The sequence below is a fragment of the Streptomyces sp. NPDC091682 genome (assembly GCF_044756625.1).
Lineage (GTDB): Bacteria > Actinomycetota > Actinomycetes > Streptomycetales > Streptomycetaceae > Streptomyces.
In genome coordinates this window covers 289,370-315,098 of the sequence record NZ_JBIVTH010000006.1, presented here as the reverse complement: position 1 = coordinate 315,098, position 25,729 = coordinate 289,370, and the positions used below count along the sequence as shown (strand labels likewise).

The following is a 25,729-nucleotide window of genomic DNA, read 5'->3' as shown; positions in this document are numbered from 1 at the left end:
CGGGCGGGCCCCCGACACCGCCTGATGCGCCGTCAGGCGGTCAGCGGTCGCGCAGCCGCTCCCGGAGCGCCGAGTGGACGTTCGCCGGCAGCAGGTGGGCGACGTCGCCGCCCCAGGCCGCGACCTCCTTGACCAGCGAGGAGGACAGGAAGCTGTAGGTGGGGATGGTCGGGACGAACAGCGTGTCGACTCCCGCCAGGCCCATGTTCATCTGGGCCATCTGGAGCTCGTAGTCGAAGTCGCTGACCGCGCGCAGGCCCTTGACGATGGCCGGGATGTCCCGCTGCTTGCAGAAGTCGACGAGCAGTCCGCGGAAGGCCTCGACCTCGATATTGCCGTACTCGGCCGTCGCCTCGCGGATCAGCTCGATCCGCTCCTCGACCGTGAACAGGCCCTGCTTCGAGTCGTTGATCCCCACGGCGACGTACACGACGTCGTACAGCCTGGAGGCGCGTCCGATGACGTCGAGGTGTCCGTTGTGGATGGGGTCGAAGGACCCCGGACAGACGGCGCGGCGCAACTGAACTCCCTCGTTCATGATTCTTCGCTGGTGAAAGCGGCGCGGCCGTACCAAAGGGTGCCCTCGCCGTACTTGCGCGACCGGAGCGGCTCGAAGCCCTCGGGCCACGGGAAGGCTCCGCTCCTGGTACTGCGCTCCACGGTGACGAGCGCATCGTCCGTGATCCAGCCATTGGACCGGAGTGTGAGGAGGATCTCCCGCAGGTCGGCGCTGTCCACGGCGTACGGCGGATCCAGGAAGACGATGTCGTACGGGTCCCCGGCGGCCCGGGCCGCCACGATCTGCTCGGCCTTGCCCGCACGGAATTCCGCCCCGGGCAGGGCCAGCGTCCGGATGTTGTCCCGGATCGCCTTGGCGGCCTTGGCGTCGGCCTCGACGAGCAGGGTGTGGTCCGCGCCCCGGGAGAGCGCTTCCAGGCCGACGGCGCCGGAGCCGCCGTACAGGTCGAGCACCCGGGCCCCTTCGACGCCGTGCAGCGACTCCCAAGTGGAGAAGAGGCCTTCGCGCATCCGGTCCGAGGTCGGCCGGGTGCCGGTGCCGGGGGGCACGGCCAGCCGTCGCCCGCCGGCGCTGCCGGCGATCACGCGGGTCATCTGGGGTCCTTCGGTACGGCGGTAGGGGTGGAGTGCCCCGGCGCTGCCGCGGCACTCCAACGATATGTCGTACCGCTCAGCCCTTCTCCAGATACTGCTCCCGCTCGGTGTCCAGGAGGGCGTCCAGCGCCCTCCGCAGACCCGGCAGGTGTTCCAGCGCGGGGTCCTCGGCGACGACGCGGGTGGCCTCCTCCCGCGCCTGGACGATGACCTCCTCGTCCTCGATGACGGCGAGCATGCGCAGCGAGGAGCGAACTCCGGACTGGGCCTGGCCGAGCACATCGCCCTCGCGGCGCTGTTCCAGGTCGATCCGGGAGAGTTCGAAGCCGTCGAGGGTGGCGGCGACGGCGGCCAGCCGGGCCCGGGCGGGGCTGGCCTCGTGCATTTCGCTGACCAACAGGCACAGACCGGGCGCGGAGCCCCGGCCGACGCGGCCGCGCAGCTGGTGGAGCTGGGAGACGCCGAACCGGTCCGCGTCCATGATCACCATGGCGGTGGAGTTGGGGACGTTCACCCCGACCTCGATGACGGTGGTGGCGACCAGCACCTTGACCTCGCCGGCGGCGAACCGGCGCATGACGTCGTCCTTGTCGGCGGGGTCCATCCGGCCGTGCAGCACCTCGACGCTCAGCCCCGCCAGCGGTCCGCGCGCAAGCTGCTCGGCGATCTCCACGACCGCGAGGGGCGGCCTCTTGTCGCCGTCGTCCTCGGCGGACTTCTTCTTGGGTTCGTCCTCCCCGTCCCCGATGCGGGGGCAGACCACATACGCCTGGTGCCCCTTCTCGACCTCCTCGCGGACCCGTTCCCAGGCCCGGGCGAGGAAGTGCGGCTTGTCCTTCGAGGGCACCACGTGCGTGGCGATCGGGGAGCGCCCTGCAGGCAGCTGGTCGAGGACGGAGGTCTCCAGGTCGCCGAAGACGGTCATGGCGACCGTGCGCGGGATCGGGGTCGCCGTCATCACCAGCAGGTGCGGGGGCTGCTTCCCCTTGGACCGCAGCGCGTCGCGCTGCTCCACCCCGAAACGGTGCTGCTCGTCCACGACGACCAGGCCGAGGTCGTGGAACTGCACCTTGTCCTCGATCAGCGCGTGCGTGCCGATCACGATCCCGGCCTCACCGGTGACCAGGTCGAGCAGGGCCTGGCGGCGTGCGGGCATCCCCATGGAGCCGGTGAGCAGCACCACCTTGGTCCCCTGGTCGGAGCCGCCGAGCATGCCTCCCTCGGCGAGCTCGCCCATCATCTCGGTGATGGAGCGGTGGTGCTGCTGGGCGAGCACCTCGGTGGGCGCGAGCATCGCCGCCTGTCCGCCGCTGTCCACGACGGCGAGCATCGCGCGCAGCGCGACCAGGGTCTTGCCCGAACCGACCTCCCCCTGGAGGAGGCGGTGCATGGGGTGTTCGGTGGCCAGGTCGTCGAAGATCTCCTTGGAGACGGTCCGCTGGCCCTGGGTGAGGGTGAAGGGCAGCTTCGCGTCGAAGGAGTCGAGCAGGCCGCCGGGGACGGGGCGGCGCGGGACGGCCGGGAGCTGGGAGTCGGCGTTCCGGCGGCGGGCCAGGGCGACCTGCAGGATGAAGGCCTCGTCCCACTTCAGGCGCTGGCGGGCGTCCTCGATGTCGGCCTTGGTGCCCGGGCGGTGGATCTTCAGCAGGGCCTCGGTGAGCGGGACCAGCCCGCGGCCCTGGCGCAGGGCGGGCGGCAGCGGGTCCACGGCGTCCCGGGCGCTGGGCAGCACCGCGTCCACGCACTTGGCGATCTTCCAGGACTCCAGCTTGGCGCAGGCCGGGTAGATCGGGATGAGTTGATTGGCGAAGGCGGCCGCGGCGTCCCGGTCGGAGGCGTCCGCGCCGAGCGGCTCGTAGGCCGGGTGCGCGAGCTGGAGCTTGTGGTTGAACTTGGAGACCTTGCCGGCGAACATGGCGCGGCTGCCGGGCAGCAGGTCCTTGTGCGGTTTGTGGACCCCGGCGCCGAAGAAGACGAGCTGGAGGCGGCCGTTGCCGTCGGTGATCGTCACCTCCAGACGCTTGCCGCGGCCCCCGTTGAAGGTCAGGATCCGGGCGTCGGCGACCTGCGCGACGACGGTGACGTGCTCGTCGATCTGGTCGGCGAGCTCGGCCAACGAGGTCAGCTCACCGCGCTCGGCGTACCGCCGCGGGTAGTGGTGGAGCAGGTCCAGGGCCGTGTGCAGGCCGAGCTGCTCGGCCAGCACCTTGGCGGTGGCGGGACCGAGCGTCTTCTTGAGGTCTTCGTCGAGCGCGGGCACGTGTTCCATTGCACACCATGGCGCTGACAAGCCCGCTATTCCACCCCGACGAGGAGCGGAGCCGAGTACCGGCCGCCCCGGTAGGTGACGGTGTCCACCGCGAGGTGGCCCTGCTGGACGTAGGCCTCCAGGCGCTCGGCAACGGCGTCCGGTACGTCGGGTCCCAGGACCAGGGTGACGAGTTCGCCGCCGGAGCCCAGCATCCGGTCCAGGACGGCCTCGGCGGTCTCGGCCAGGCCCGCCCCGATCACCGCGACGTCGCCGTCGATGAGGCCGAGCACGTCACCGGCCTGGCAGATGCCGGCCGAGGTGAAGGACTGCCTCTCGGCGAAGGCCAGCTCCCCGTACCGGGTGGCGCCGGCGGCCGCCGTCATGGCGACCACGTCCTCGTCGAAGCTGCCCTCCGGGTCGTGCACGGCGAGGGCGGCCAGGCCCTGGACCGCGGACCGGGTGGGGATCACGGCCACCCGTACGCCTTCGGCGCGGGCCTGTTCGGCCGCCGCGTTCGCGGCGGCGCGCAGTTCGGCGCCGCCCGGCAGCAGCACCACTTCGCGGGCGTGCGCGCGGCGGACGGCGTCGAGCAGTTCGGCGACGGCCGGCGGCTCCCCGGGGCGTACGAGCACGGTGGTCGCTCCCGCCTCCCCGCACAGCCCGGCCAGTCCCTCGCCGGGGACGACGGCGACCACGGCCCGCTGGGCGCGCTCGCCCCGTGCCCGGCGGCGCTCGTCCCCGAAGTGGGTGATCCGTATCCGGTAGGGCCGTCCGGCCACGACTCCGGCTTCCACGGCCGCGCCGGGGTCGTCGACGTGGACGTGGACGTTCCACAGTCCGTCGCCGCCGACCACGACCAGGGAGTCGCCGAGTCCGTCGAGGCGTTCGCGCAGTTCGCCGACGGCCGCCTCGGAGGCCTCCAGCAGGTAGATCACCTCGTACGCGGGCCCGTCCTCCTCCTGCGCGCAGGGGTCCGGTGACTGCGGGACGGGCACCGCGCGGCCGCGTACCGGTTCGGCGGCCGGTTCCTGGCCGGACAGGGCCTGCCACAGGGCGCCAAAGACGACGACCAGCCCGGAGCCCCCGGCGTCGACCACTCCCGCCCGGCCCAGCGCGGCGAGCTGCCCGGGGGTCTCGGCCAGGGCGGCGCGGGCCCCGTCGTAGGCGGCCCGGGCCACCTCGGTCGCGGTCCCGGCGGCGGCACCGGCCGCCTCGCCGGCCCGGGCGGCGGCGCCGGCGACGGTGAGCATGGTGCCCTCCACCGGGTGCGCGACGGCCGCGTACGCCTCCTCCGCGGCCCGGGTAAGCGCGCGGGCCAGCAGCCCGCCGGGGCCCCGTTCCGCCCGTTCCACCGGCTCGAGGGGCTCGTCGCCGAGTACGTCGGCCACTCCGCGCAGCAGCTGCGCCAGGATCGTCCCGGAGTTCCCGCGGGCGCCCACCAGGGCTCCGTGCGCCCAGGCCCGTACGGCCTCGGCCAGGGAGGTCCGCCCTGTGCCGTCGGTCACCCCGGGGAAGGCCTCGGCAAGGCCGCGGTCGGCCGATTCGGCGGTGAGGTAGAGGTTGGTGCCGGTGTCCGCGTCGGCGACCGGGTAGACGTTGATCGCGTCGATGTCCTCGCGGGCCCGGCCCAGTGCGGCGAGGGCCAGCGAGCTCCAGGTGCGCACCGCTTCGGCGTCGAGCTCGTCAGGGGACTGCGACTGCGGCTCGTGCGGCACCGGGCGTTCCTCCTTGTGCGGGCCAGGGTTCACCGCAGGGTAACGAAGGACCGCCCGGGCGTAGGGACCGCGGGGCGGGGCCGGCGGCGGACATGGTAGTTTTCTTGGACGGACGCAGTCGTTGTATGCTGCTCCGGTTGCCCGATGAGAGTCGGGCCATTCCCCCGGCAAACCACTTCAGACCTCTGAATCCGGTGCGCCGGTTTCACTGTAATTGCATCTGAAGTCTTGGAGTGACCTGTGGCTGCCAACTGCGACGTTTGCGCCAAGGGGCCGAGCTTCGGCAACAACATCTCCCACTCGCACCGCCGCACCTCGCGTCGCTGGAACCCGAACATCCAGCGCGTCCGTGCCGTGGTCAATGGGACGCCGAAGCGCCTCAACGCCTGCACCTCGTGCATCAAGGCCGGTAAGGTCTCGCGCTGACGCCTCCCGTCGTAGCGCAGCCCTTTCCGGTTGCCAAAAAGGCCGGTTCACCTCTGGTGAACCGGCCTTTTGCCTTGTCCGGGGGCCCGGCCGGGCCGTCGCAGCGGGTTCAGCGCCACTGCCAGGCGTGGTCCACCGGGCCGATGCCCCCGCCGAGCGCGAAGCCGGCGGCGATGGCGCCCGTGACGTACTCCTTGGCGGCCGCGACCGCCTCCGGGACGGTCAGTCCCTTCGCCAGGCCCGCCGCGATCGCGCTGGCCAGGGTGCAGCCGGTGCCGTGGGTGTGCCGGTTGTCGTGACGCGGGGCCCGCAGCCACCGCTCCTCGCTGCCGTCGGTGAGCAGGTCCACCGCCTCATGGCCGTGCGCCGCGAGGTGTCCGCCCTTGATCAGCGCCCACCGCGGCCCGTGGCCGAGGACCGCGTCGGCGGCCCGTCGCATGTCGTCCTCGGTCTCCACCACCACACCCGTGAGCTGGGCCACCTCGTCCAGGTTGGGGGTGGCCACCATGGCCCGCGGCAGCAGCTCCTTGCGTACGGCGTCCAGCGCCGAGGCGGCGAGCAGTGCGTCCCCGTGCTTGGAGACCCCGACGGGGTCCACGACGGCCGGGGCCCGGGTGTCCGCCAGCAGCGCGGCCACGGTCTCCACCAGGACGGCGGAGGAGAGCATCCCGGTCTTCACGGCCCGGACCCCGATGTCGTCCACGACGGCCCGGTACTGGGCCGTGACGGCCTCGGCGGGCAGTTCCCAGACTCCGCGTACCCCGAGCGAGTTCTGCGCCGTCACGGCGGTCACCACGCTCATGCCGTGCACCCCGAGCGCCAACATGGTCTTGAGGTCGGCCTGGATGCCGGCGCCGCCGCCGGAGTCCGATCCGGCGACGGTCAGGCACAGCGGCGGGGCGGTGCTCACAGCATCCCGTCCTGGGCGGCCGGGTCGGCCCCGAAGTGGTCCCAGCCGCCGGTGCTGGTCCAGGGCGCGCCGTCGACGGTCACCTGGGGCAGCGCGGAGCGGTTGAGGACCTCGCCGATGACCTTCCAGCGGGCGGGGAGCTTCACGTCGGGCGGGAAGGTCGCCACGATCGCGTGGTCCTCGCCTCCGGTGAGCACCCACTGCAACGGGTCCACGCCGACCGCCTGCCCGATGTCGTGCATCTGGGTCGGGATGTCGACGGCCGCCGAGCGCAGGTCGATCCTTACCTTGCTGGCTTCGGCGATGTGCCCGAGGTCGGCGATCAGGCCGTCGCTGACGTCGGTCATGGCGGTGGCGCCGAGTCCGGCGGCCGCGGGGCCCGCGTGGTAGGGCGGCTCGGGGCGTCGGTGCGCCTCGACGAAGGCCCGCGGGGAGCGGAAGCCGCGCGAGAGCACGGCGAAGCCGGCCGCGGACCAACCGAGCCAGCCGGTGACGGCGACGACGTCGCCGGGCTGGGCGCCGGAGCGCAGGACGGGCTCGTGGTTGCGCAGGTCGCCGAGGGCGGTGATGGCGACGGTGATGACGTCCCCGCGGACGACGTCCCCGCCGACCACGGCCGCGCCGGCAACCTGGCACTCGTCGCGGATCCCGTCCATCAGCTCGGTGGGCCAGGTGACGGGCAGTTCGGCGGGGACGACGAGGCCGAGCAGCAGCGCGGTCGGCACCGCGCCCATGGCGGCGATGTCGGCGAGGTTCTGCGCGGCGGCCTTGCGGCCGACGTCGTAGGCCGTGGACCAGTCGCGCCGGAAGTGCCGGCCCTCCAACAGGATGTCGGTGCTCGCCACGACCCGCCGGTCGGGGGCGGACACCACCGCGGCGTCGTCGCCCGGTCCGAGCCGGACCGCCGGGGTGGTGGTGAGCCGTGAGGTGAGCTCCCTGATCAGCCCGAACTCCCCCAGCTCGCCGACAGTGCCCTTCATCGCTGTGCCCCTTCTTGCCCAGTCCGCTTGCGGTCGCGAGCCGTCTCAGCTCTGGGTACCGTCAACAGATACGTCAACTTCTGCTCTCCGTACGCCCCGCTGTGCGTGGCGCCGGGCCCGCGGGTCTCCCCGCAGCGCACGGCGACGCGGTACCGTGGCGTCCCTTCTTCCCCCGGCCCGTTCAATCGTGTGGGGCCCACCCGAAGGTTAGGGGAAATGATCCTCGTGGCCGCCCTGGAGGTTCCGTGGTACAGGCGTACATCCTTATCCAGACCGAAGTGGGCAAGGCGTCGTTCGTCGCCGAGTCCATCGGCCAGATCCCGGGGGTGATCCAAGCCGAAGACGTGACGGGCCCGTACGACGTGATCGTGCGCGCCCAGGCCGACACCGTCGACGACCTCGGCCGCATGGTGGTCGCCAAGGTCCAGCAGGTGGAGGGGATCACCCGCACCTTGACCTGCCCGGTGGTCCATCTGTAGCCCCCGTCTACTCTAGGCCGGTGATGTCCCTCCACCGCCGGCCCCTGCGTGTCCGCGCCTTGTCCGCCGTGCCCGCCTCGATGGCCGTCCTGGCCGCCGCGGCGTGCTCCCCGGGCGGATCCGACGAAGCCCGGGTGGACCCACCGCCCACGCCGCCCGCCGCCGTCGCGGGACTCTGTGCGGCACTGCACAAGGAGCTCCCGGAGACGGTGGCCGGCCTGGCGCGGACCAGAACCGAACCGGAGTCCGATCTGACCGCCTCGTGGGGCGGCTCGGCGATCGTACTGCGGTGCGGTATCCCCAAACCCCCCAAGATGCTCGATCCGAAGCAGGAGGGCGTCCACGTGAACGGCGTGGCGTGGCTGCTGGAGAAGCTCGACGCCGGTTCCGGCGGGGGGTTCCGGTTCACCACCGGGCTGCGGCTGGCCTACACCGAGGTCCAGGTCGACGGGGAGCACGCCACGGACGCGGGCATGCTGGTCGGCCTGTCCACGGCGATCACCGCGACCGTGCCCGAGGGCATCGCCTCCTACTGAGCACCGCGCTCGGCCCATCGGGTACCGAGCACACCGCCGCCCGCCGACCGCCTTCGAAGGCGGTCGGCGGGCGGTCGGCTTTTCGGACGACTGTCAGCGCAGGCCGGTGGAGCGGCGCAGGGCCGCCTGGATCAGGCGGTCCACCAGCTCCCGGTACTCGATGCCCGTCTTCTGCCACATCAACGGGTACATGGAGATCGGGGTGAAGCCCGGCATCGTGTTGATCTCGTTGATGACGAACGTGCCGTCCTCGGTGAGGAAGAAGTCGGCGCGCACCAGGCCCTCGCAGGACGCGGCCTCGAAGGCCTCGATCGCGAGTCGCTGCACCTCGGCGGTCTGCTCCGGGGTGAGCGGGGCGGGCACGATCCCGGAGGCCGAGTCGATGTACTTCGCCTCGAAGTCGTAGAAGTCGTGGCTGGACACCGGCGGGATCTCGGCGGGGACGCTCGCCCGCGGGCCGTCCTCGAACTCCAGGACCCCGCACTCGATCTCGCGGCCGCGCAGCAGCGCCTCCACGATGATCTTCGGGTCGTGGCGCCGGGCTTCCTTGACCGCGGCGTCCAGGCCGGAGGCGTCGTCGACCTTGGTGATGCCGATGGAGGAGCCGGCCCGGGCGGGCTTGATGAACAGCGGCCAGCCGTGCTCGGCGGCGAAGTCCAGGATCTTGCCCGTTGCGGCGTCCCGGTCGGCCTCCCACTCGCGCGGGCGGATGGTCACGTACGGGCCGACGCTCAGCCCGAAGGACGTGAACACCCGCTTCATGTAGTCCTTGTCCTGGCCGACGGCCGAGGCGAGGACGCCGGAGCCGACGTACGGGATGCCGGAGAGCTCCAGGAGGCCCTGGAGGGTGCCGTCCTCGCCGTACGGGCCGTGCAGCACGGGGAAGACGACGTCGACCTCGCCCAGGGCCTTGGGGACGGCGCCCGGTTCGGTGTAGACGACCTGGCGGCTGGCGGGGTCGACCGAGAGCACGACGGCGCCGTCCTCGGATTCCGCGAGCTCCTCGACGCTCGGGAGCGTGCGGTCGGCGATGGCCATCCGCTCGGGCTCGTCGGCGGTCAGCGCCCATCGGCCGTCCGTGGTGATGCCGATGGGCAGCACCTCGTACTTGGAGCGGTCGATGGAGCGCAGTACGGCGCCCGCCGTGACGACCGAGATGGCGTGTTCCGAGCTGCGGCCGCCGAACACGACGGCCACGCGGGGCTTGCGGCCCTGCTGCTCAGGGGTCTGGGGGAGGTTCTCGCTGCTCATATCGCCACGAGAGTACCCGCTCAGACGTGCGGAATGGAGTCAGCGACGTTCCGGTTTGGCACTGCGCCCCATCAGGTCCTTGAGCGCGACCAGGGTCGGCTTGCCGTGGTGGACGATGTCCACCACCGTGTCGGTGATCGGCATGTCCACCCCGTGGCGGCGGGCCAGATCCGCCACCGACTGGCAGGACTTGACGCCCTCGGCGGTCTGCTTGGTGACGGCGATGGTCTCTTCCAGGGTCATCCCGCGGCCGAGGTTGGTGCCGAAGGTATGGTTCCGGGAGAGCGGCGAGGAGCAGGTGGCGACCAGGTCGCCGAGGCCCGCGAGGCCGGAGAAGGTGAGCGGGTCGGCGCCCATGGCCACGCCGAGGCGGGTGGCTTCGGCGAGTCCGCGGGTGATGAGCGAGCCCTTGGTGTTGTCGCCCAGACCCATGCCGTCCGCGATGCCGACGGCGAGGCCGATGACGTTCTTGACGGCGCCGCCGAGCTCGCAGCCGGTGACGTCGGTGCTCGTGTACGGGCGGAAGTACGCGGTGTGGCAGGCGGCCTGGAGGCGCTGGGCCACGCTCTCGTCCACGCAGGCGACGACGGAGGCGGCGGGCTGGCGGGCGGCGATCTCGGCGGCCAGGTTGGGGCCGGTGACCACGGCGATGCGCTCGGCGGGGACCTTGGCCACCTCCTCGATGACCTCGCTCATCCGCTTGGCGGTGCCGAGTTCGATGCCCTTCATCAGCGAGACGAGCACGGTGTCGGCGGCCAGCAGGGGCGCCCACGCGGCGAGGTTCTCGCGCAGGGTCTGGGACGGGACGGCGAGGACGGTGAAGTCCGCGCCGGCCGCCGCCCCGGCCGGGTCGGTGGTGGCCCGGAGGTTCGCGGGGAGTTCGACCCCGGGGAAGTAGTCCGGGTTGGTCCGGCCGGTGTTGATGGAGTCGACCACCTCCTGGCGGCGGCCCCACAGCGTCACCTCGCAGCCGGCGTCGGCGAGCACGATGGCGAAGGCCGTGCCCCAGGAGCCTGTTCCGAAGACGGTTGCCTTCACGGGACGTGTCACTTCTTGCCCTCCCCTGCGGCCTTGCGCCGCTGTTCCGCCCTGGCGTTGCGATGGTCGTACGGCTGCTCGGGCGCGGTCTCGCCGCGCACTTCCTCCAGCAACGCGGTGATGGCCGCCATGATGACCTCGGTGACCTCCCGGAGGAGCTCCGGGGTGGGCTCCCGGTCGTAGAACGCCGAGAGGTCCACCGGCGGTCCGGCGAGCACCTGGAGGGTCTTGCGCGGGAAGAGCCGGACCTTGTTCTCCTTGGCGTAGGGCGGCACCGCGAGGTTCGCGCCCCACTGGGCCACCGGGATGACGGGCGCCCTGGTGATCAGCGCCACGCGGGCGGCGCCGGTCTTGCCGGCCATCGGCCACATGTCGGGGTCGCGGGTGAGGGTGCCCTCCGGGTAAAAGGCCACGCATTCGCCCTGCTCGATGGCGTTCACGGCGGCCCGGAATGCGTCCAGGGCGTTGGTGGACTCCCGGTAGACGGGGATCTGTCCGCTGCCGCGCAGGATGGACCCGACAATAGGGACCTTGAAGAGGGCGGCCTTGGCGAGCAATCGGGGCACCCGGCCGGTGTTGTACTGGAAGTGCGCGTACGAGAGCGGGTCCAGATACGAGTTGTGATTGACGGCGGTGATAAAGCCGCCCTCGGCCGGAATGTGCTCCATTCCCCGCCAGTCCCGCTTGAAGAGCACTACCAGCGGCGGTTTTGCGATGACCGCCGCCAGGCGGTACCAGAAGCCGATTCTGCGGCGGGACACTCGGACACCTTCCTCTAGGACCGGTGCGCGGCTGGGGCACCTCGTCGGCCGGACAAGTGTCACCCCAGGCCCGGTCTCTGTCGAGGACACCGTACGCCCCGCTCACCCCGCCGGACTCCCGGGTTGCCCGGGCGAAGGCGACAATGGGCCGACACATGACCCGGCCATGACCTGACCATGGCCGAAGGACCTGCTGGAGCGCACCGGAGGAAAGGGATCCGTCACGAACGCCGTGTGGAGTTTGGTGGTCCCGCTGAAGCCCTTGGCGGTGGCGAAGAGCCGTCTCGCACGGGCGGTGGGCGCCTCCCGTCCGGGCCTCGCCCTGGCCTTCGCCCAGGACACCGTCGCGGGGGCCCTGGCCTGCGCGGCGGTCACGGATGTGGTGGTCGTCACGGACGACGCCGCGGCCGGTGCGGAACTGGCGCGGCTCGGGGCGCGGATCGTCCCGGACGCCCCGGCGGCCGGGCTCAACGCGGCCCTGGACCACGGGGCGCGGGCGGTGCGGTCGGGGCGGCCGGGAGCCGCACTGGCCGCGCTGAACGCCGATCTGCCGGCACTCCGACCCCGGGAATTGCAACGCGTGCTCGAAAAAGCTTCGGTATTTCCGCGGGCATTTCTGGCGGATGCTGCCGGAATCGGGACGACCCTGCTTTCTGCCGCGCCCGACGTGGAATTGGCCCCCTCGTTCGGGGGGCCGTCACGGGCCCGACATTCGGCTTCGGGGGCGGTGGAAATCGCCCTGGCGAACGTCGACAGCGTGCGCCGGGACGTGGACACGGCGGCCGATCTGCGCACCGCGCTCGCCCTCGGCGTGGGGCGCCACACCGCCCGATACAGTGCCCGTATGCAGGCGACCGCGTACACGTACGACTCCCAGACCCGCAGCGGCAGCGTGCTGCTGGACGACGGCACTCCGGTGCCCTTCGAGGCCCCGGCCTTCGATGCGGGCGGCCTGCGGCTGCTACGGCCCGGACAGCGGGTCCGGATCGAGACGGACGGCGCGGGTGCGAGCCTTCGGATCACCCTCGTGACGCTGCAGACGTTCTGAAGGGGGTGCCGCCCGCGACCCCGACCGGCCGCCGGTGCGGTGGACGCACCGCGGGCCGGCTCCCCCGCACGGGGAAAGCCGGCCCGGCCTGTGTGACGCGTGCCCCTACTTCTTGCGGGCGGTGGTCTTCTTCGCGGTGGCCTTGCGCGTCGCCGTCTTCTTGGCGGGCGCCTTCGTCGCTGCGGTGACCTTCTTGGCCGCCGGCGCGGTCTTCTTGGCCGCGGTGGTCGTCTTCTTCGCGGCGGTGGTGGTCTTCTTGGCCGCGGCAGTGGTCTTCTTGGCGGCCGCGGTGGCCTTCTTCGCCGTCGCGGTGCTCTTCACCGCCGCCTTCTTGGCGGTCGCCGTGGCCTTCTTGGCCACGACCTTCTTTGCGACCGCGGTCTTTGCCGCGGCCTTCTTAGCGGTGGTGGCCTTCTTCGCCGCGGCCTTCTTGACCGTCGCGGAGGCACCACCCGTGAGGCTGCCCTTGGGCGCCTTCTTCACCGACACCTCGCCACCCTTGGGAAGCTTCTTGGTGCCGCTGACCAGGTCCTTGAATCCCTGGCCCGCACGGAAGCGGGGCACAGAGGTCTTCTTGACCCGGACGCGCTCACCCGTCTGCGGGTTGCGGGCGTAACGGGCCGGACGGTCGACCTTCTCGAACGAGCCGAAGCCCGTGACCGAGACCCGGTCGCCCGCGACGGTAGCGCGGACGATCGCGTCCAGTACCGCGTCGACAGCGTCCGCGGCCTGCTGGCGGCCGCCCAGCTTGTCGGCAATCGCTTCTACGAGCTGCGCCTTGTTCACGTCTTCCCCTTCGGAGACTTCGCCAGAACGAATGTGTTCAAGCTTATTTCGCACGTTAGGCGGATATATACCGCAAATCAAACACGAAACGGGCTAATCACCCTAGTGCCGCAACGCTGTAGGCCGTTACGGAGTTCCTTCGCATCAGTCGCCTTCAGGGAATCGACCCTCGTCGAGGTCCTTCATCAACCTGTCCAGGCGCCTTGCCGCATCGGCGAGATCATGCTTCGCCGCGGCCGTGACGACCAACAGCTTCCGGGACAGCGCCATCCTTACGCCCTCCGGGACTTGCAGTGAGCGCACCCGTGTGTGTGCTTCTTTCAGCCGGTCCGCGACGAGTTCGTAGAGCTCGAGTTGACTGTCGCGTTCCATGCACAGATTGTGCCATCTGGGGCGAGTTGTCGCCTCACGGGGCCTCAACAAACGGCTGTGCCCCCCGCCGGAGGGCGGAGGGCACGGTGTTGTCGATGTGATCACCCGAAGGTGAATAAGCGCTGATCAGGCAGGAATCAGGCCACAATCGTGCGCGGCTTGAAGGTGGGTCGGGCGCTTTCGTAGGCGGCGATGTCCGCTTCGTTCTGAAGGGTGAGCGAGATGTCGTCCAGGCCCTCCAGCAGACGCCAGCGGGCGTTGTCGTCGAGTTCGAACTCCGCGACGACGCCTTCCGCTCGCACCTGGCGGTCGACCAGGTCGACGGTGATTTCGGCGGTCGGGTCGGCCTCCGTCAGCTCCCACAGCCGCTCGACGGTCTCCTGCGGGAGGACGACGGTCAGCAGGCCGTTCTTCAGCGAGTTCCCGCGGAAGATGTCGGCGAAGCGGGAGGAGATGACCGTCTTGAAGCCGAAGTTCTGCAGGGCCCAGACGGCGTGCTCGCGCGAGGAACCCGTACCGAAGTCGGGGCCGGCGACCAGGACGGTCGCACCGGCGCGCTCCGGGCGGTTCGTGACGAACTCCGGGTCCTTGCGCCAGGCCTCGAAGAGCCCGTCCTCGAACCCGTCGCGGGTGATCTTCTTCAGCCAGTGGGCCGGGATGATCTGGTCGGTGTCGACGTTGCTGCGGCGCAGCGGGACGGCCCGGCCGGTGTGGGTGGTGAAGGCTTCCATGGTTCAGACTCCGGCGGTCGCGTCGGCGGCGGACAGGTCGGCGGGCGAGGCCAGGTGGCCCAGCACCGCAGTGGCGGCGGCCACCTGCGGGGAGACCAGGTGGGTGCGCCCGCCCTTGCCCTGCCGGCCCTCGAAGTTGCGGTTGGAGGTGGACGCGGAGCGTTCACCGGGCGCCAGTTGGTCGGGGTTCATGCCCAGGCACATCGAACAGCCCGCGTGCCGCCACTCGGCGCCGGCCTCCTTGAAGACCTTGTCCAGGCCCTCTTCCACGGCCTGCAGGGCGACGCGGACCGAGCCCGGGACGACCAGCATCCGTACGCCGTCGGCGACTTTGCGGCCCTCGACGATGCCGGCGACGGCACGCAGGTCCTCGATGCGGCCGTTGGTGCACGAACCTACGAAGACGGTGTCGACCTTGATGTCCCGCAGCGGCTGTCCGGCGGTCAACCCCATGTACTCCAGGGCCTTTTCGGCGGCCAGGCGCTCCGAAGCGTCCTCGTACGAAGCCGGGTCGGGGACGTGCGCCGACAGCGGTGCGCCCTGGCCCGGGTTGGTCCCCCAGGTGACGAAGGGGGACAGCGCGGCGCCGTCGATGACGACCTCCGCGTCGAAGACCGCGTCGTCGTCCGTGCGCAGGGTCTTCCAGTACTCGACCGCCGCGTCCCAGTCCTTGCCCGTGGGGGCGTGGTCACGGCCCTGGAGGTAGTCGAAGGTGGTCTGATCAGGGGCGATCATGCCCGCGCGGGCACCCGCCTCGATCGACATGTTGCAGATGGTCATCCGGGCTTCCATCGACAGCTCCTGGATGGCCTCGCCCCGGTACTCCAGGATGTAGCCCTGGCCGCCGCCCGTACCGATCTTGGCGATGATCGCCAGGATCAGGTCCTTCGCGGTGACGCCCTCGGCCAACGCGCCGGTGACGGTGATCGCCATCGTCTTCGGGCGGGCCAGCGGCAGCGTCTGGGTGGCCAGTACGTGCTCGACCTGGCTCGTGCCGATGCCGAAGGCCAGCGCGCCGAAGGCGCCGTGCGTGGAGGTGTGCGAGTCGCCGCAGACCACGGTGGTGCCGGGCTGGGTCAGACCCAGCTGCGGTCCCACGACGTGGACGACGCCCTGCTCGACGTCGCCCAGCGAGTGCAGGCGCACGCCGAACTCGGCGCAGTTCGCCCGCAGCGTCTCCAGCTGGGCGCGGGAAACCGGGTCGGCGATCGGCTTGTCGATGTCGAGGGTGGGGGTGTTGTGGTCCTCGGTCGCGATGGTGAGGTCGAGGCGTCGGACCTTGCGGCCGGCCTGACGCAGTCCTTCGAAGGCCTGCGGGCTGGTCACCTCGTGCAGCAGGTGCAGATCGATGAAGAGGAGGTCGGGCTCGCCTTCGGCGCGCCGGACGACATGGTCGTCCCAGACCTTCTCCGCGAGTGTCCTACCCATCGCTTTCCCTCCGGCCGGCCGGTTGTGCCGGCGCTTCATAGAGATCTTGTGCGCCGTGCCGCCCGTACCCCACGTCCCGGACGACGGCTCGGACCCAGTGGTTCGTGGACCCGCACATACAGACTCGCTGTTTCTTGGAAAAATTGAACTTGCGTTTCACAGTGTGAGACGCGAATATCGTTTCATGGACAACTCTAGCGGCGTCGGCGTTCTCGACAAGGCAGCTCTGGTATTGAGCGCACTGGAGTCCGGTCCGGCCACCCTCGCCGGGCTGGTCGCGGCGACAGGGCTCGCACGACCCACGGCACATCGCCTTGCCGTGGCACTGGAACACCACCGGATGGTGGCGAGGGACATGCAGGGCCGGTTCATCCTCGGACCGCGGCTGGCGGAACTCGCCGCCGCGGCCGGCGAGGACCGTCTGTTGGCCACGGCGGGACCGGTACTCACTCACCTCCGTGACGTGACGGGAGAGAGCGCGCAGCTCTACCGCCGTCAGGGAGACATGCGCATCTGCGTGGCGGCCGCGGAGCGGCTGTCGGGTCTTCGGGACACCGTCCCGGTGGGTTCCACGCTTCCCATGAAGGCCGGTTCGGCCGCGCAGATCCTGATGGCCTGGGAGGAGCCCGAGCGGCTCCACCGCGGCCTCCAGGGCGCGCGCTTCACGGCGACGGCACTCTCGGGCGTACGGCGTCGCGGCTGGGCGCAGTCGATCGGCGAGCGGGAGCCCGGTGTGGCCTCCGTCTCGGCGCCGGTGCGCGGGCCGTCGAACCGCGTGGTGGCCTCCGTATCGGTCTCCGGGCCGATCGAGCGGCTGACCCGCCACCCGGGCCGGATGCACGCCCAGGCCGTCATCGACGCGGCCGCACGGCTCACGGAGGCGCTGCGCCGCTCCGGCTGACGCCCCGACCCCACCTGCTCACCCCCGGGCCCGGGGGCGCGTTCGACGCCGCACACGTCCGAACACGCGCCTCCGGGCCCGCACTTGTGCCTGCCGGCCGGCGCGACCGACACAAAGCGAAGAGGCCCTCCGCGATGAACGCGGAGGGCCTCTTCGATGCGTACCCCCGACCGGATTCGAACCGGCGCTACCGCCTTGAGAGGGCGGCGTGCTAGGCCGCTACACAACGGGGGCTTGCTTGTACTGCGCTGGGCTACCAGGACTCGAACCTAGAACAAAGGAACCAGAAACCTTCGTGTTGCCAATTACACCATAGCCCAATGTGGTCTATACCAGACCAGTACCCCCGACCGGATTCGAACCGGCGCTACCGCCTTGAGAGGGCGGCGTGCTAGGCCGCTACACAACGGGGGCCCTAGCGATCCTGCATCAAGACGTCCGGGAGCTACCCAAAAGGAGATCTTGCGGGAAGGATCTGTACCCCCGACCGGATTCGAACCGGCGCTACCGCCTTGAGAGGGCGGCGTGCTAGGCCGCTACACAACGGGGGCAAAGCACTGCGTTACTACTGCACTGCGCTGGGGTACCAGGACTCGAACCTAGAATAAGGGAACCAGAAACCCTCGTGTTGCCAATTACACTATACCCCACCGGAAGTCAACCCCCTGGGGGGATTTACTTTCGAGTGGCGCCTCCGTCCGGCCTTTCGGCCCGCTCCGGCGGCGCAGAAAGAACATTACCGGATGGCTGACCGTGCTCCAAAACGGGTATCCCGCGCCAGCAGCTGAGGGAGCTGGTCAAGGCCCTCGATGCGGTGCGCGCCCTCGGGCCCCGGGCCCCGACCGCCGTCGCGGTCGATCCAGATGGCCGTCAACCCGGCGTCACGGGCTCCGCGTGCGTCGATCTCCGGCTGGTCCCCCACGTACGCCACCTCGCCGGGCGGCAGCCCGAGCGCCTCACACGCGGCCAGGAAGGCCTCCGCCTCGGGCTTGCTGACCCCGAGTTCGACGGCGCAGACCAGCACCTCGAAGCGGTCGCGCAGCCCGAGGTCGCGGAGCTTGGGGTCCTGGTTGGCGGTGGAGGAGTTGGAGAGCACCCCGTGGCGGTAGTCGGCGGCGAGGGCGTCGAGCGCCGGCACGACGTCGGGGAAGACGGTCCAGGCGGCCTTGTAGTGCTCCACGTACTGGTCGAACCAGGCGTCGGCCTCGTCCGCGGTCATCCCGGGCTCTTCCAGGAACTCCCGCACCCGCTCCTGCCGCTGCCCCTGGAAGGTGCCCTCGCCGGCCGCGAAGCGCGCCCAGTGCCGGTCGGTGATCTCCCGCCACAGCGCGAGCGCCTGCGCGGGGGTCCCGTACCGGTGCGCCAGGCCCGTGACTTCCACCTGGCGCGCCAACCCGGCGGCGTCGGCCCCCGTGTAGTCGAAGAGGGTGTCGTCGATGTCCCACAGCACGGCGCGGATCGGCATGTGCCCGAGCCTATGCCGAAGTGCCCTCCTGCGGGGGCACGACGAAGAAGTCCGTGACGAAGCAGGTGACCCGGCCGGCCGCGTCCCGCCCCACCCAGGTGGGGTACGTCCCGTCGCCCCAGCCGGACTGGAAGACCGCCACCTGTTGGCCCCCGGGGCCGGTGAGCACGTACGGGCCGGGGTGCCGGTACCCGTCCGCGAGGAACGGGGCGCGCAGCAGCTCCCGGGTGGCCTCGCGGTCGGCGAAGTCCCGCCCGGCTGACGCGTCGTGGAAGGCCCCCACGCCCGCGTCCACGCCGTAGCCGTAGAGCTCGCCCGGCCCCAGGTCGTCCAGGCGCTGCTCACCGCTGAGCGCGAGCTCCCAGGACGCCGTCGGCGCCTCGTTGACCACCAGCCGCAGGGCGGCGAGATCCGGGCGGGGGGACCCCTGCGGCAGCGGCTCGTCGGCCGGGGACCACGTGACGAGCGCCGCTTCCAGCCGGTAGCGGCCGGGCGCCACCTCGACGTGGAACGGCGGTCTGGTGTCCGGCCCCAGGTAGGCCATCGGATCGCAGGCCACCAGCCGGCCGGTCGGCAGCCGCAGCTCGCCCCCGTCGGCCACCGAGAGGGTCCCGAGGTCTCCCTCCTCGTCTCGGAAGGCGTAGCCCGGCGTGAAGTGCCGGGCGAAGTCGGGGGCGGCGAGGGGCATGCGGGGCCTTCCGGATCGTGGGCGGGACGCCGCAGGGGGCGGCGGCCGGGAGTCCGGGCCTCCGCCCCCTGCGGGAAGGACAGGTGCTGCTGCGGGTCAGCCGGCGAGCTTGGCCAGGGCCGCGTCGATGCGGGCCAGCGAGCGCTCCTTGCCCAGGATCTCCAGCGACTCGAAGAGCGGCAGGCCGACCGTGCGGCCGGTCACGGCCACGCGGACCGGGGCCTGGGCCTTGCCGAGCTTGAGGCCGTGGGCCTCGCCGGCGGTCAGGACGGCCTGCTTGAGGGACTCGGGGTCGGTCCAGTCCGCCGACTCCAGGCCCGCGCGCGCCGTGGCGAGCAGCGCGGCCGGCTCGCCCTTCATCGCCTTGTCCCACGAGGCCTGGTCCTCGACCGGCTCCTTGAGGAACAGGAAGTCGACGTTGGCGGTGATCTCCGACAGGACGCCCACGCGCGTCTGGGCGTACGGCGCGATGCGCTCCCAGGCCTCGGCGTCGAAGTCCTCGGGGGCCCAGTTGGCGTGCGGGGCCTGCAGCCACGGGGCGCAGCGGTCCGCGAAGACCTTCGGGTCGAGCAGGCGGATGTGGTCGCCGTTGATCGACTCGGCCTTCTTCAGGTCGAAGCGGGCCGGGTTGGCGTTCACGCCGTCGATGTCGAACTTCGACACCATCTCCTCGATCGAGAAGACGTCCTGGTCCTTGGAAAAGGACCAGCCGAGGAGCGAGAGGTAGTTCAGCAGGCCCTCGGGGAGGAAGCCGCGCTCGCGGTACAGGTTGAGCGAAGCCTCGGGGTCGCGCTTGGAGAGCTTCTTGTTGCCCTCGCCCATCACGTACGGCAGGTGACCGAAGGCGGGGGTGCTCTTGGCGACGCCCAGCTCGATCAGTGCGGCGTAGAGGGCGATCTGGCGGGGGGTCGAGGAAAGCAGGTCCTCGCCGCGCAGGACGTGCGTGATCTCCATCAGCGCGTCATCGACCGGGTTGACCAGCGTGTACAGCGGGGCGCCGTTGGCCCGGACGATGCCGAAGTCCGGCACGTTGTCCGGGGTGAAGGTCAGCTCGCCGCGGACGAGGTCGGTGAAGGTGATCGGCGCGTCGGGCATCCGGAAGCGGACGATCGCCGGGCGGTGCTCGCCCTGGTACGCCTCGACCTGCACGGGGGTGAGCTCGCGGCAGTGGCCGTCGTAGCCGGAGGGCTTGCCGGCGGCGCGGGCGGCCGCGCGGCGGGCGTCGAGCTCTTCGGTGGAGCAGTAGCAGTGGTACGCGTAGCCGCCGTCGAGCAGCTTCTTCGCGACGTCCGCGTAGATGTCCATGCGCTCGGACTGGCGGTACGGGGCGTGCGGGCCGCCGACCTCGGGGCCCTCGTCCCAGGTGAAACCGAGCCAGCGCAGCGAGGCGAGCAGCTGGTCGTAGGACTCCTCGGAGTCACGGGCCGCGTCGGTGTCCTCGATGCGGAAGACGAACGTGCCGCCGTGGTGGCGGGCGAACGCCCAGTTGAAGAGTGCGGTCCGAACCAGGCCCACGTGGGGGTTGCCGGTCGGGGAGGGACAGAAACGTACGCGGACAGGTCCGTTAACCACGCTTGATCACCTTGTTGGTGAGAGTGCCGATGCCTTCGATGGTGACGGCGACCTCGTCGCCGACGTTGAGGGGGCCGACTCCGGCCGGGGTCCCCGTGAGGATGACGTCGCCGGGCAGCAGGGTCATGGCCTCGGAGATGTGGACGATCAGGTCCTCGATGGAGCGGACCATGTCACTGGTACGGCCGAGCTGGCGCTGTTCGCCGTTGACCGTGCACTGGATGGTCAGGTCGCTCGGGTCCAGGTCGGTCTCGATCCAGGGGCCGAGGGGGCAGGCACTGTCGAAGCCCTTGGCCCGGGCCCACTGCTTCTCCCGCTGCTGGACGTCGCGCGCGGTGACGTCGTTGGCGCAGGTGTAGCCGAGGATGACGTCCTTGACGCGCTCCTTCGGGACCTCGCGGCACATGCGGCCGATGACCACGGCGAGCTCCGCCTCGTGGTGGAGGTCCTGGGAGAAGGAGGGGTACGTGATCGGGTCGCCCGGGCCGACCACCGAGGTGGAGGGCTTGAAGAAGGTGATCGGGGCGTCGGGACGGCCTTGATCGTCAAAGATGGCGTTGCCGAGCTCCGCCGCGTGCTCCGCGTAGTTGCGGCCGATGGCCACGACCTTGTTCGGGAGCACGGGCGGCAGCAGCCGGACCTTGCTCATCGGGACCTTCGTGCCCGAGAGCTCGAAGTCCGCGAAGGGGATGCCCTTGATGATGTCGAGCACGAGCGTGGAGTCGTCGCCGGGGGCGCCGTCGCCCTCGACCGCGCCGAACGCGACGTTGCCGTCGATCGAGAACCTGGCGATGCGCACCGGTTGCGTCTGCCCCTCTGTATTTCCGCTGGCTGGAGTCTGCGGACCCCAGGCTAACGCGGAGGGCAGCGGCGCTTCACGTTCCTTTGCGGGGTGGCTACTCCGCGGCGGCGGCGACCGGCACGTTCATCAGGACGGTGCGGCGCGGGTTCGCGGTCTGCGTCGGCAGCTCGACGGCGTGCTCCGGGGTGGCCGGTGCCGCCTGCAGGTCCTCGGCGTCCTTGAGGTGCGCGAGGGTCGTGCGGCGGGGGTTGGCTATGTTGCGGAACATCGTCGTCGTCTTCATCGGAGTTCGGGGTCCTCGGTTCGATCTGTGAGTGTCGGCTGTCGCATGCACCAACCCTGGCGCCAACCCTTTAAGGGGCAAGGCTAAACATCTGAATCCCCCGGCGAACCAGGAAGTAATGGCCACGGCTGTGTGAGTTTGCTCACCCTTGACCCGACATTACCGACATATTGGACAGTCAATTCCACCCCCCGAAACGGACATTGCGCCACTGAATGTTCTATTCCGCTCCTGATCATCTCGACTGGGACACCTTGACAGCCTCATTGTTTGGATGGCGTAAGTCCGATTTCTACCCAATGCAGTCGCACATCGCGTAGCTCATTCGTCACACGTCGTAATCGACTCTCCGGGCCGACACTCGCACCTTGTTGGAGATCCGCCACTGTGCTGGAATTCGCGAGACCGCCGCGGGAATCAGCCGGCGCGCAGGTGGCGCGACACTGCGCCGAGCGCGGTGGCACGGAGAGGAATACGCGCCGGTCACCGACGACCACCATGGGGCGGCAAATGCCCCACGACTCGACACCGTCCCACCGGTCACCCGGCGGGACGCCTGGTCCAGAGGTTGCGACGCTAGTGCAGGGACGATTCAAGAGGGATGGCAGCGCTGCGGCGGAGCAGGAGCCGCGCGGCGGGACCGACCGTGGCTCCTCGCCCCAGCACGCCCAGAACCGCGGGCCGGCTGTCGAAGGCGCAGGCCCCGACACCTCCGCCGCGGTGAAGGCGAAGGGCCGTGGGAAGTCCGTGAAGGCCAGGGTCAAGGCGAAAGCCGGACCCGCCGAGCCTGCCGGACCGGCTGAGCAGGACGTGGCGATACCGAAGGCCCCCAACGGGCCCGGTTCTCGCCTCGCCATGCAGAACTGGCGCATCAGCACGCGACTGGTGTCGCTGCTGACCCTGCCGGTCGTCGCCGCCACCACGCTCGGTGGTTTCCGTATCAACGACTCGCTCAACGACATCGCGCAGCTGGAGCACATGCAGCTGCTGACGACGATGACGCGACAGGCCACCAACCTGGCCGCCATGCTCCAGGAGGAGCGCGACCTCTCCGCGGGTCCGCTCTCCCTCTCCCGGGGCAAGACCACCAGCAGTGTCGACGTGGTCCGGCAACAGACCGACACCGCTGCCAAGGCCTTCGCCGCCGCGACCGACAAGGTCGACAGCACGGGCGAGAAGGACGACACGCTCCGGTCGATCCGCAACAACGTCCTGCAGATCGGTCGCCAGCTCACCAACATCGAGACGATCCGCAGCCGCGCGTACATCAACGGCGCCCAGCAGACCGTCAGTGAGTACAACGCGGTCATCGTCTCGCTGCTCTCGCTCTCCCAGGACATGGCGCAAGCCACCTCCAACCCGGAGATGATCAAGCGTACCCGTGCCCTGGCCGCGTTCTCCGCCGCCAAGGAGTACGCCTCCATCCAGCGCGCGATCATCGCCGCCTCGCTCCCCGACACCAACGAGCGTCAGGGTGAGCTGAAGGAGAACGACCGGCTGTACGCCCTCTCCGCCCAGAAGGGCGAGCTGCAGGCGAAGACCACCTTCGGACTCGTCTACCAGGGCCGGACCGAGGATCTCCTCGCGGGTCTGGGCGACAGCAACTCCGAGATCTCGACCGCCGACGGCTACTCCCGCCGCGTCCTGGCCAGCCAGGACGCGTTCCTCCGGGAGAAGAACCGCTCCTGGCTCGACTGGTACGACGCCGACGGCACCAAGCTCCAGGCCATGAAGGTCATCGAGCTGACCCTGCTCGAGGAGATGGAGCAGAAGGCCCGTGAGCTGAAGAACGAGGCCCAGCAGGACGCCATCATCAACGGTGCCCTGATCCTCCTCGTCCTCGGTGTCTCCCTCGTCGGCGCCTTCGTCATGGCCCGCTCGATGATCCGCTCGCTGCGCCGCCTGCAGGACACCGCGACGCGCGTCGCCCAGGACCGTCTGCCCGAGCTCGTCAAGCAGCTCTCCGAGTCCGACCCGCAGGACGTGGACACGTCCGTGGAATCGGTCGGCGTGCACACCCGCGACGAGATCGGCCAGGTGGCCGCGGCATTCGACGACGTGCACCGCGAGGCCGTCCGCCTCGCCGCCGAGCAGGCCCTCCTGCGAGGCAACGTCAACGCGATGTTCACCAACCTCTCGCGCCGCTCGCAGGGCCTCATCCAGCGTCAGCTCTCGCTCATCTCCGAACTGGAGTCGCGCGAGGCCGACCCGGACCAGCTCTCCTCGCTCTTCAAGCTCGACCACCTCGCGACCCGCATGCGCCGTAACGGCGAAAACCTCCTCGTCCTCGCGGGCGAGGAGCCGGGCCGCCGGTGGACCCGCCCCGTCCCGCTGGTCGACGTGCTCCGTGCCGCCGCCTCCGAGGTGGAGCAGTACGAACGTGTCGAGCTGGCCTCGGTGCCCGGCACCGATGTCGCCGGCCGCGTGGTCAACGACCTCGTGCACGTCCTCGCCGAGCTGCTGGAGAACGCCACGTCGTTCTCCTCCCCGCAGACCAAGGTCAAGGTCACCGGTCACGCGCTGCCCGACGGCCGCGTGCTCGTCGAGATCCACGACACCGGCATCGGCCTCTCCCCCGAGGACCTCGCCGCGATCAACGAGCGACTCGCGTCGCCGCCCACCGTGGACGTCTCCGTCTCCCGACGCATGGGTCTGTTCGTGGTCGGCCGCCTGTCCCTGCGACACGGCATCCGCATCCAGCTGCGCCCCTCCGACTCGGGTGGTACGACGGCCCTCGTCATGCTGCCGGTGGACGTCGCCCAGGGCGGCAAGAAGCCGGCTCCGATGCCGGGCCAGGGCGGCCCCGGTGGCGCTCCCGGTGCACAGGGTGCCGTGGGCGGCCCGGCCGCACGTCCGTCCGTGGGCTCGGGTCCGCAGCGCGGTCAGGTCGGCGGCGCCGGCCAGCGCGCCGCGCTGCCGGGCCGCGACGGCGCCGGCCAGCGTCCGCAGGGCGGTCGCCCGCAGCAGGGTGGTCCCGGTGGCCGTCCGCAGCAGGGTCCGACCACCGCGGGCCAGGGCCAGGGCGCCTTCGGTTCCGGTGCGCCGCTGCCGACCCGCGGTCCGGTCCCCAGTCCCGGATTCAGTGGTGGCCCGCAGGCAGCCCGTCCGGCTACCGGTCCGACCGGCTACCCGCAGGGCAACGCCTTCGAACGGCCCCAGCAGCCGCAGCAGCAGTCGCCGCAGCAGCAGCCCCAGCAGCCGGCCGCTCCCGCGGCGCCGGCTCAGAACGGCCCCCGGCCGCAGCTGCCGCCGCGCGGTGGCGCTCCTCGTGCGGAGCTCCCCGGGCCGCAGACCACCAGCTGGGGCAGCGACCAGGCGCGCGGTCACGACGAGCTCTCGGGCCCCGGCTCGACGGCCGAGTTCGCCCGCCCGGACTTCAACGCCCCGATGCCCCAGGCGGACAACGGCAACAGCACGACCGGACAGTTCGAGCGTCCGGACGTGCGGGGCTCCATGGACCCGTCCACCACCGGACAGTTCGAGCGCCCGGGCTACCAGCCCCAGCGCCCCGGCGGCCCCGGTGTCGGCGGCTACGCCCCGCAGCAGCCCCAGGCCCAGGCTCCGCAGGCCGGCAACGGGTACGCACCCGTACCGCCCGCGCGTCCCGAGACCCCGCGGCTGCCGCAGGCTCACCGGCCGGAGGCGCTGCCCCCGGCCCAGAGCTCCGGCGAGGCCCGCAGCCCGATCTTCGACACCCTGGAGTCGAACTGGTTCCGCGAGGAGGGGCAGCAGCCCCCCGCCACGGGACCGGCCGCGGCGATCCCCCAGCAGGGCCAGCAGTCCGCTCCGGCGGCCCCGGCGCCGCAGCAACCGCTGCCGCAGCGCGGCCAGGAGCAGGCGGCCGAGCCCGCCGGCACGACGACCGGCGCCATGCCGACCGTCAGCTGGAAGTCCTCGCCGAACGACGAGCTGATGCGGCAGGCCGAGCGCGTGCGCCAGCCCGCCGCAGGCGGCATCACGACCTCGGGGCTGCCCCGCCGGGTCCCGCGGGCGAACCTCGTGGCCGGCACTGCGCAGCAGCAGGCCGAGGCGCAGGCGGGTCCGCAGGTCTCGCGGGCACCGGACGACGTCCGTGGCCGTCTGACCAACCTCCGACGCGGTATCCAGCAGGGCCGTCAGGCCGGCAACAACGGACCGGCGACCGGCAGTTACCACATCGACCCCACTTACCAGCAGGAGCGTTAGTTGAGTTC

At 70.9% G+C, this 25,729-nt stretch carries 23 protein-coding genes, 5 tRNA genes and 1 pseudogene; 6 read left to right on the top strand and 23 right to left on the bottom strand.

Annotation, left to right across the window (positions count from 1 at the left end; genetic code table 11):
* Nucleotides 1–40: 40 nt before the first annotated feature.
* The 4 genes from coaD to ACIQK6_RS16740 all read right to left on the bottom strand — a co-directional run bounded on the left by coaD (nt 41) and on the right by ACIQK6_RS16740 (nt 5,079).
* The gene (coaD, locus tag ACIQK6_RS16755; protein ID WP_329107606.1) at nt 41–520 is read right to left on the bottom strand and encodes a pantetheine-phosphate adenylyltransferase; all 480 of its coding nucleotides are present in this window, start codon (nt 518–520) and stop codon (nt 41–43) included.
* A 14-nt stretch (nt 521–534) separates the two neighbouring features.
* Nucleotides 535–1,113 carry a 16S rRNA (guanine(966)-N(2))-methyltransferase RsmD gene (gene rsmD / locus ACIQK6_RS16750; protein WP_329098850.1) on the bottom strand — a complete coding sequence of 193 codons (579 nt, stop codon included), beginning with the start codon at nt 1,111–1,113 and terminating at the stop codon, nt 535–537.
* A gap of 76 nt (nt 1,114–1,189) precedes the next feature.
* Entirely contained in the window at nt 1,190–3,382 is a 2,193-nt protein-coding gene (gene recG, locus ACIQK6_RS16745; RefSeq protein ID WP_329098851.1) for an ATP-dependent DNA helicase RecG, read from the bottom strand.
* A 26-nt stretch (nt 3,383–3,408) separates the two neighbouring features.
* On the bottom strand, nt 3,409–5,079 hold the full coding sequence (locus tag ACIQK6_RS16740) for a DAK2 domain-containing protein (RefSeq protein ID WP_329098852.1): 1,671 nt from the start codon (nt 5,077–5,079) through the stop codon (nt 3,409–3,411).
* A 240-nt stretch (nt 5,080–5,319) separates the two neighbouring features.
* Here ACIQK6_RS16740 and rpmB point away from each other — a divergent pair, with 240 nt between their 5' ends.
* Nucleotides 5,320–5,505 (top strand): 50S ribosomal protein L28, encoded by a 186-nt coding sequence (rpmB, locus tag ACIQK6_RS16735; RefSeq protein ID WP_007266795.1) that lies wholly within the window; start codon nt 5,320–5,322, stop codon nt 5,503–5,505.
* Nucleotides 5,506–5,614: 109 nt separating this feature from the next.
* On the opposite strand, the gene thiD is transcribed toward rpmB, so the two are convergent.
* On the bottom strand, nt 5,615–6,415 hold the full coding sequence (thiD, locus tag ACIQK6_RS16730) for a bifunctional hydroxymethylpyrimidine kinase/phosphomethylpyrimidine kinase (RefSeq protein ID WP_329098853.1): 801 nt from the start codon (nt 6,413–6,415) through the stop codon (nt 5,615–5,617).
* On the bottom strand, nt 6,412–7,395 hold the full coding sequence (locus ACIQK6_RS16725) for a thiamine-phosphate kinase (protein ID WP_329098854.1): 984 nt from the start codon (nt 7,393–7,395) through the stop codon (nt 6,412–6,414). Before ACIQK6_RS16725 ends, thiD begins: the two co-directional genes overlap by 4 nt.
* A 245-nt stretch (nt 7,396–7,640) precedes the next feature.
* Here ACIQK6_RS16725 and ACIQK6_RS16720 point away from each other — a divergent pair, with 245 nt between their 5' ends.
* Both ACIQK6_RS16720 and ACIQK6_RS16715 read left to right on the top strand, forming a co-directional pair.
* Nucleotides 7,641–7,874 carry an Lrp/AsnC family transcriptional regulator gene (locus ACIQK6_RS16720; protein ID WP_030011290.1) on the top strand — a complete coding sequence of 78 codons (234 nt, stop codon included), beginning with the start codon at nt 7,641–7,643 and terminating at the stop codon, nt 7,872–7,874.
* 23 nt (nt 7,875–7,897) lie between these two features.
* Nucleotides 7,898–8,410 (top strand): DUF3515 family protein, encoded by a 513-nt coding sequence (locus ACIQK6_RS16715; RefSeq protein WP_329107607.1) that lies wholly within the window; start codon nt 7,898–7,900, stop codon nt 8,408–8,410.
* 93 nt (nt 8,411–8,503) lie between these two features.
* Here ACIQK6_RS16715 and ACIQK6_RS16710 read toward each other — a convergent pair whose 3' ends face one another.
* Genes ACIQK6_RS16710 through ACIQK6_RS16700 form a run of 3 tightly spaced genes read right to left on the bottom strand, consistent with a single transcriptional unit; the run spans nt 8,504 to nt 11,460 of the window.
* Nucleotides 8,504–9,661, bottom strand: coding sequence for a D-alanine--D-alanine ligase family protein (locus ACIQK6_RS16710; RefSeq protein WP_329098855.1), 1,158 nt, complete (start codon nt 9,659–9,661; stop codon nt 8,504–8,506).
* A 39-nt stretch (nt 9,662–9,700) separates the two neighbouring features.
* Nucleotides 9,701–10,711 (bottom strand): NAD(P)H-dependent glycerol-3-phosphate dehydrogenase, encoded by a 1,011-nt coding sequence (locus ACIQK6_RS16705; RefSeq protein WP_329098856.1) that lies wholly within the window; start codon nt 10,709–10,711, stop codon nt 9,701–9,703.
* A complete protein-coding gene (locus tag ACIQK6_RS16700; RefSeq protein ID WP_402694998.1) occupies nt 10,708–11,460 on the bottom strand; it encodes a lysophospholipid acyltransferase family protein in 753 nt (250 codons plus the stop codon). The genes ACIQK6_RS16705 and ACIQK6_RS16700 overlap by 4 nt, the downstream gene beginning before the upstream one ends.
* A gap of 190 nt (nt 11,461–11,650) precedes the next feature.
* On the opposite strand from ACIQK6_RS16700, the pseudogene cofC reads away from it, so the two are divergent.
* Nucleotides 11,651–12,301 (top strand): annotated as a pseudogene (cofC, locus tag ACIQK6_RS16695) (2-phospho-L-lactate guanylyltransferase); the annotation flags it as partial.
* A gap of 312 nt (nt 12,302–12,613) precedes the next feature.
* On the opposite strand, the gene ACIQK6_RS16690 reads toward cofC, so the two are convergent.
* The 4 genes from ACIQK6_RS16690 to leuC form a co-directional block, all read right to left on the bottom strand.
* Nucleotides 12,614–13,294 (bottom strand): HU family DNA-binding protein, encoded by a 681-nt coding sequence (locus ACIQK6_RS16690; protein ID WP_329098858.1) that lies wholly within the window; start codon nt 13,292–13,294, stop codon nt 12,614–12,616.
* Between the two features lie 144 nt (nt 13,295–13,438).
* Nucleotides 13,439–13,666, bottom strand: a complete 228-nt coding sequence (locus tag ACIQK6_RS16685) for a hypothetical protein (RefSeq protein WP_030009267.1) — start codon at nt 13,664–13,666, stop codon at nt 13,439–13,441.
* Nucleotides 13,667–13,803: 137 nt separating this feature from the next.
* Nucleotides 13,804–14,397 carry a 3-isopropylmalate dehydratase small subunit gene (gene leuD, locus ACIQK6_RS16680; RefSeq protein WP_329098859.1) on the bottom strand — a complete coding sequence of 198 codons (594 nt, stop codon included), beginning with the start codon at nt 14,395–14,397 and terminating at the stop codon, nt 13,804–13,806.
* A gap of 3 nt (nt 14,398–14,400) precedes the next feature.
* Complete coding sequence (leuC, locus tag ACIQK6_RS16675; RefSeq protein ID WP_402694997.1) at nt 14,401–15,825, bottom strand: 3-isopropylmalate dehydratase large subunit; 1,425 nt, start codon at nt 15,823–15,825, stop codon at nt 14,401–14,403.
* A gap of 184 nt (nt 15,826–16,009) precedes the next feature.
* Here leuC and ndgR point away from each other — a divergent pair, with 184 nt between their 5' ends.
* Nucleotides 16,010–16,726: an IclR family transcriptional regulator NdgR gene (gene ndgR / locus ACIQK6_RS16670; protein WP_007266782.1), complete on the top strand. Its 717-nt coding sequence runs from the start codon at nt 16,010–16,012 to the stop codon at nt 16,724–16,726.
* Nucleotides 16,727–16,887: 161 nt separating this feature from the next.
* Here the strand turns inward: ndgR and ACIQK6_RS16665 are convergent.
* From ACIQK6_RS16665 to ACIQK6_RS16620, 10 genes are all read right to left on the bottom strand, one after another.
* Nucleotides 16,888–16,960: transfer RNA gene (locus ACIQK6_RS16665), tRNA-Glu, on the bottom strand.
* Between the two features lie 14 nt (nt 16,961–16,974).
* Nucleotides 16,975–17,046: transfer RNA gene (locus ACIQK6_RS16660), tRNA-Gln, on the bottom strand.
* A 21-nt stretch (nt 17,047–17,067) separates the two neighbouring features.
* Nucleotides 17,068–17,140, bottom strand: a tRNA-Glu gene (locus tag ACIQK6_RS16655).
* Nucleotides 17,141–17,204: 64 nt separating this feature from the next.
* A tRNA-Glu gene (locus ACIQK6_RS16650) sits at nt 17,205–17,277 on the bottom strand.
* Nucleotides 17,278–17,304: 27 nt separating this feature from the next.
* A tRNA-Gln gene (locus ACIQK6_RS16645) sits at nt 17,305–17,376 on the bottom strand.
* 86 nt (nt 17,377–17,462) lie between these two features.
* Nucleotides 17,463–18,191 (bottom strand): HAD family hydrolase, encoded by a 729-nt coding sequence (locus tag ACIQK6_RS16640; protein WP_329098861.1) that lies wholly within the window; start codon nt 18,189–18,191, stop codon nt 17,463–17,465.
* Nucleotides 18,192–18,201: 10 nt separating this feature from the next.
* Nucleotides 18,202–18,879 carry a DUF4241 domain-containing protein gene (locus tag ACIQK6_RS16635; protein ID WP_329098862.1) on the bottom strand — a complete coding sequence of 226 codons (678 nt, stop codon included), beginning with the start codon at nt 18,877–18,879 and terminating at the stop codon, nt 18,202–18,204.
* A gap of 96 nt (nt 18,880–18,975) precedes the next feature.
* Nucleotides 18,976–20,451 (bottom strand): glutamate--tRNA ligase, encoded by a 1,476-nt coding sequence (gltX, locus tag ACIQK6_RS16630; RefSeq protein ID WP_329098863.1) that lies wholly within the window; start codon nt 20,449–20,451, stop codon nt 18,976–18,978.
* Nucleotides 20,444–21,250, bottom strand: coding sequence for a fumarylacetoacetate hydrolase family protein (locus ACIQK6_RS16625; RefSeq protein ID WP_189745462.1), 807 nt, complete (start codon nt 21,248–21,250; stop codon nt 20,444–20,446). Before ACIQK6_RS16625 ends, gltX begins: the two co-directional genes overlap by 8 nt.
* Before the next feature lie 97 nt (nt 21,251–21,347).
* Nucleotides 21,348–21,536 (bottom strand): hypothetical protein, encoded by a 189-nt coding sequence (locus ACIQK6_RS16620; protein ID WP_030009260.1) that lies wholly within the window; start codon nt 21,534–21,536, stop codon nt 21,348–21,350.
* A gap of 579 nt (nt 21,537–22,115) precedes the next feature.
* On the opposite strand from ACIQK6_RS16620, the gene ACIQK6_RS16615 reads away from it, so the two are divergent.
* Nucleotides 22,116–25,721: a nitrate- and nitrite sensing domain-containing protein gene (locus ACIQK6_RS16615; RefSeq protein ID WP_402694996.1), complete on the top strand. Its 3,606-nt coding sequence runs from the start codon at nt 22,116–22,118 to the stop codon at nt 25,719–25,721.
* The last annotated feature ends 8 nt before the right edge of the window (nt 25,722–25,729 follow it).

What these genes read in the sequence shown, in the direction of transcription:
- ACIQK6_RS16685 (WP_030009267.1), bottom strand. Translation starts at nt 13,666, where the DNA reads ATGGAACGCGACAGTCAACTCGAGCTCTACGAACTCGTCGCGGACCGG.
- ACIQK6_RS16620 (WP_030009260.1), bottom strand. Translation starts at nt 21,536, where the DNA reads ATGAAGACGACGACGATGTTCCGCAACATAGCCAACCCCCGCCGCACG.
- recG (WP_329098851.1), bottom strand. Translation starts at nt 3,382, where the DNA reads ATGGAACACGTGCCCGCGCTCGACGAAGACCTCAAGAAGACGCTCGGT.
- ACIQK6_RS16640 (WP_329098861.1), bottom strand. Translation starts at nt 18,191, where the DNA reads ATGCCGATCCGCGCCGTGCTGTGGGACATCGACGACACCCTCTTCGAC.
- ACIQK6_RS16710 (WP_329098855.1), bottom strand. Translation starts at nt 9,661, where the DNA reads ATGAGCAGCGAGAACCTCCCCCAGACCCCTGAGCAGCAGGGCCGCAAG.
- leuD (WP_329098859.1), bottom strand. Translation starts at nt 14,397, where the DNA reads ATGGAAGCCTTCACCACCCACACCGGCCGGGCCGTCCCGCTGCGCCGC.
- leuC (WP_402694997.1), bottom strand. Translation starts at nt 15,825, where the DNA reads ATGGGTAGGACACTCGCGGAGAAGGTCTGGGACGACCATGTCGTCCGG.
- rsmD (WP_329098850.1), bottom strand. Translation starts at nt 1,113, where the DNA reads ATGACCCGCGTGATCGCCGGCAGCGCCGGCGGGCGACGGCTGGCCGTG.
- ndgR (WP_007266782.1), top strand. Translation starts at nt 16,010, where the DNA reads ATGGACAACTCTAGCGGCGTCGGCGTTCTCGACAAGGCAGCTCTGGTA.
- ACIQK6_RS16715 (WP_329107607.1), top strand. Translation starts at nt 7,898, where the DNA reads ATGTCCCTCCACCGCCGGCCCCTGCGTGTCCGCGCCTTGTCCGCCGTG.
- ACIQK6_RS16635 (WP_329098862.1), bottom strand. Translation starts at nt 18,879, where the DNA reads ATGCCCCTCGCCGCCCCCGACTTCGCCCGGCACTTCACGCCGGGCTAC.
- ACIQK6_RS16725 (WP_329098854.1), bottom strand. Translation starts at nt 7,395, where the DNA reads ATGAAGGGCACTGTCGGCGAGCTGGGGGAGTTCGGGCTGATCAGGGAG.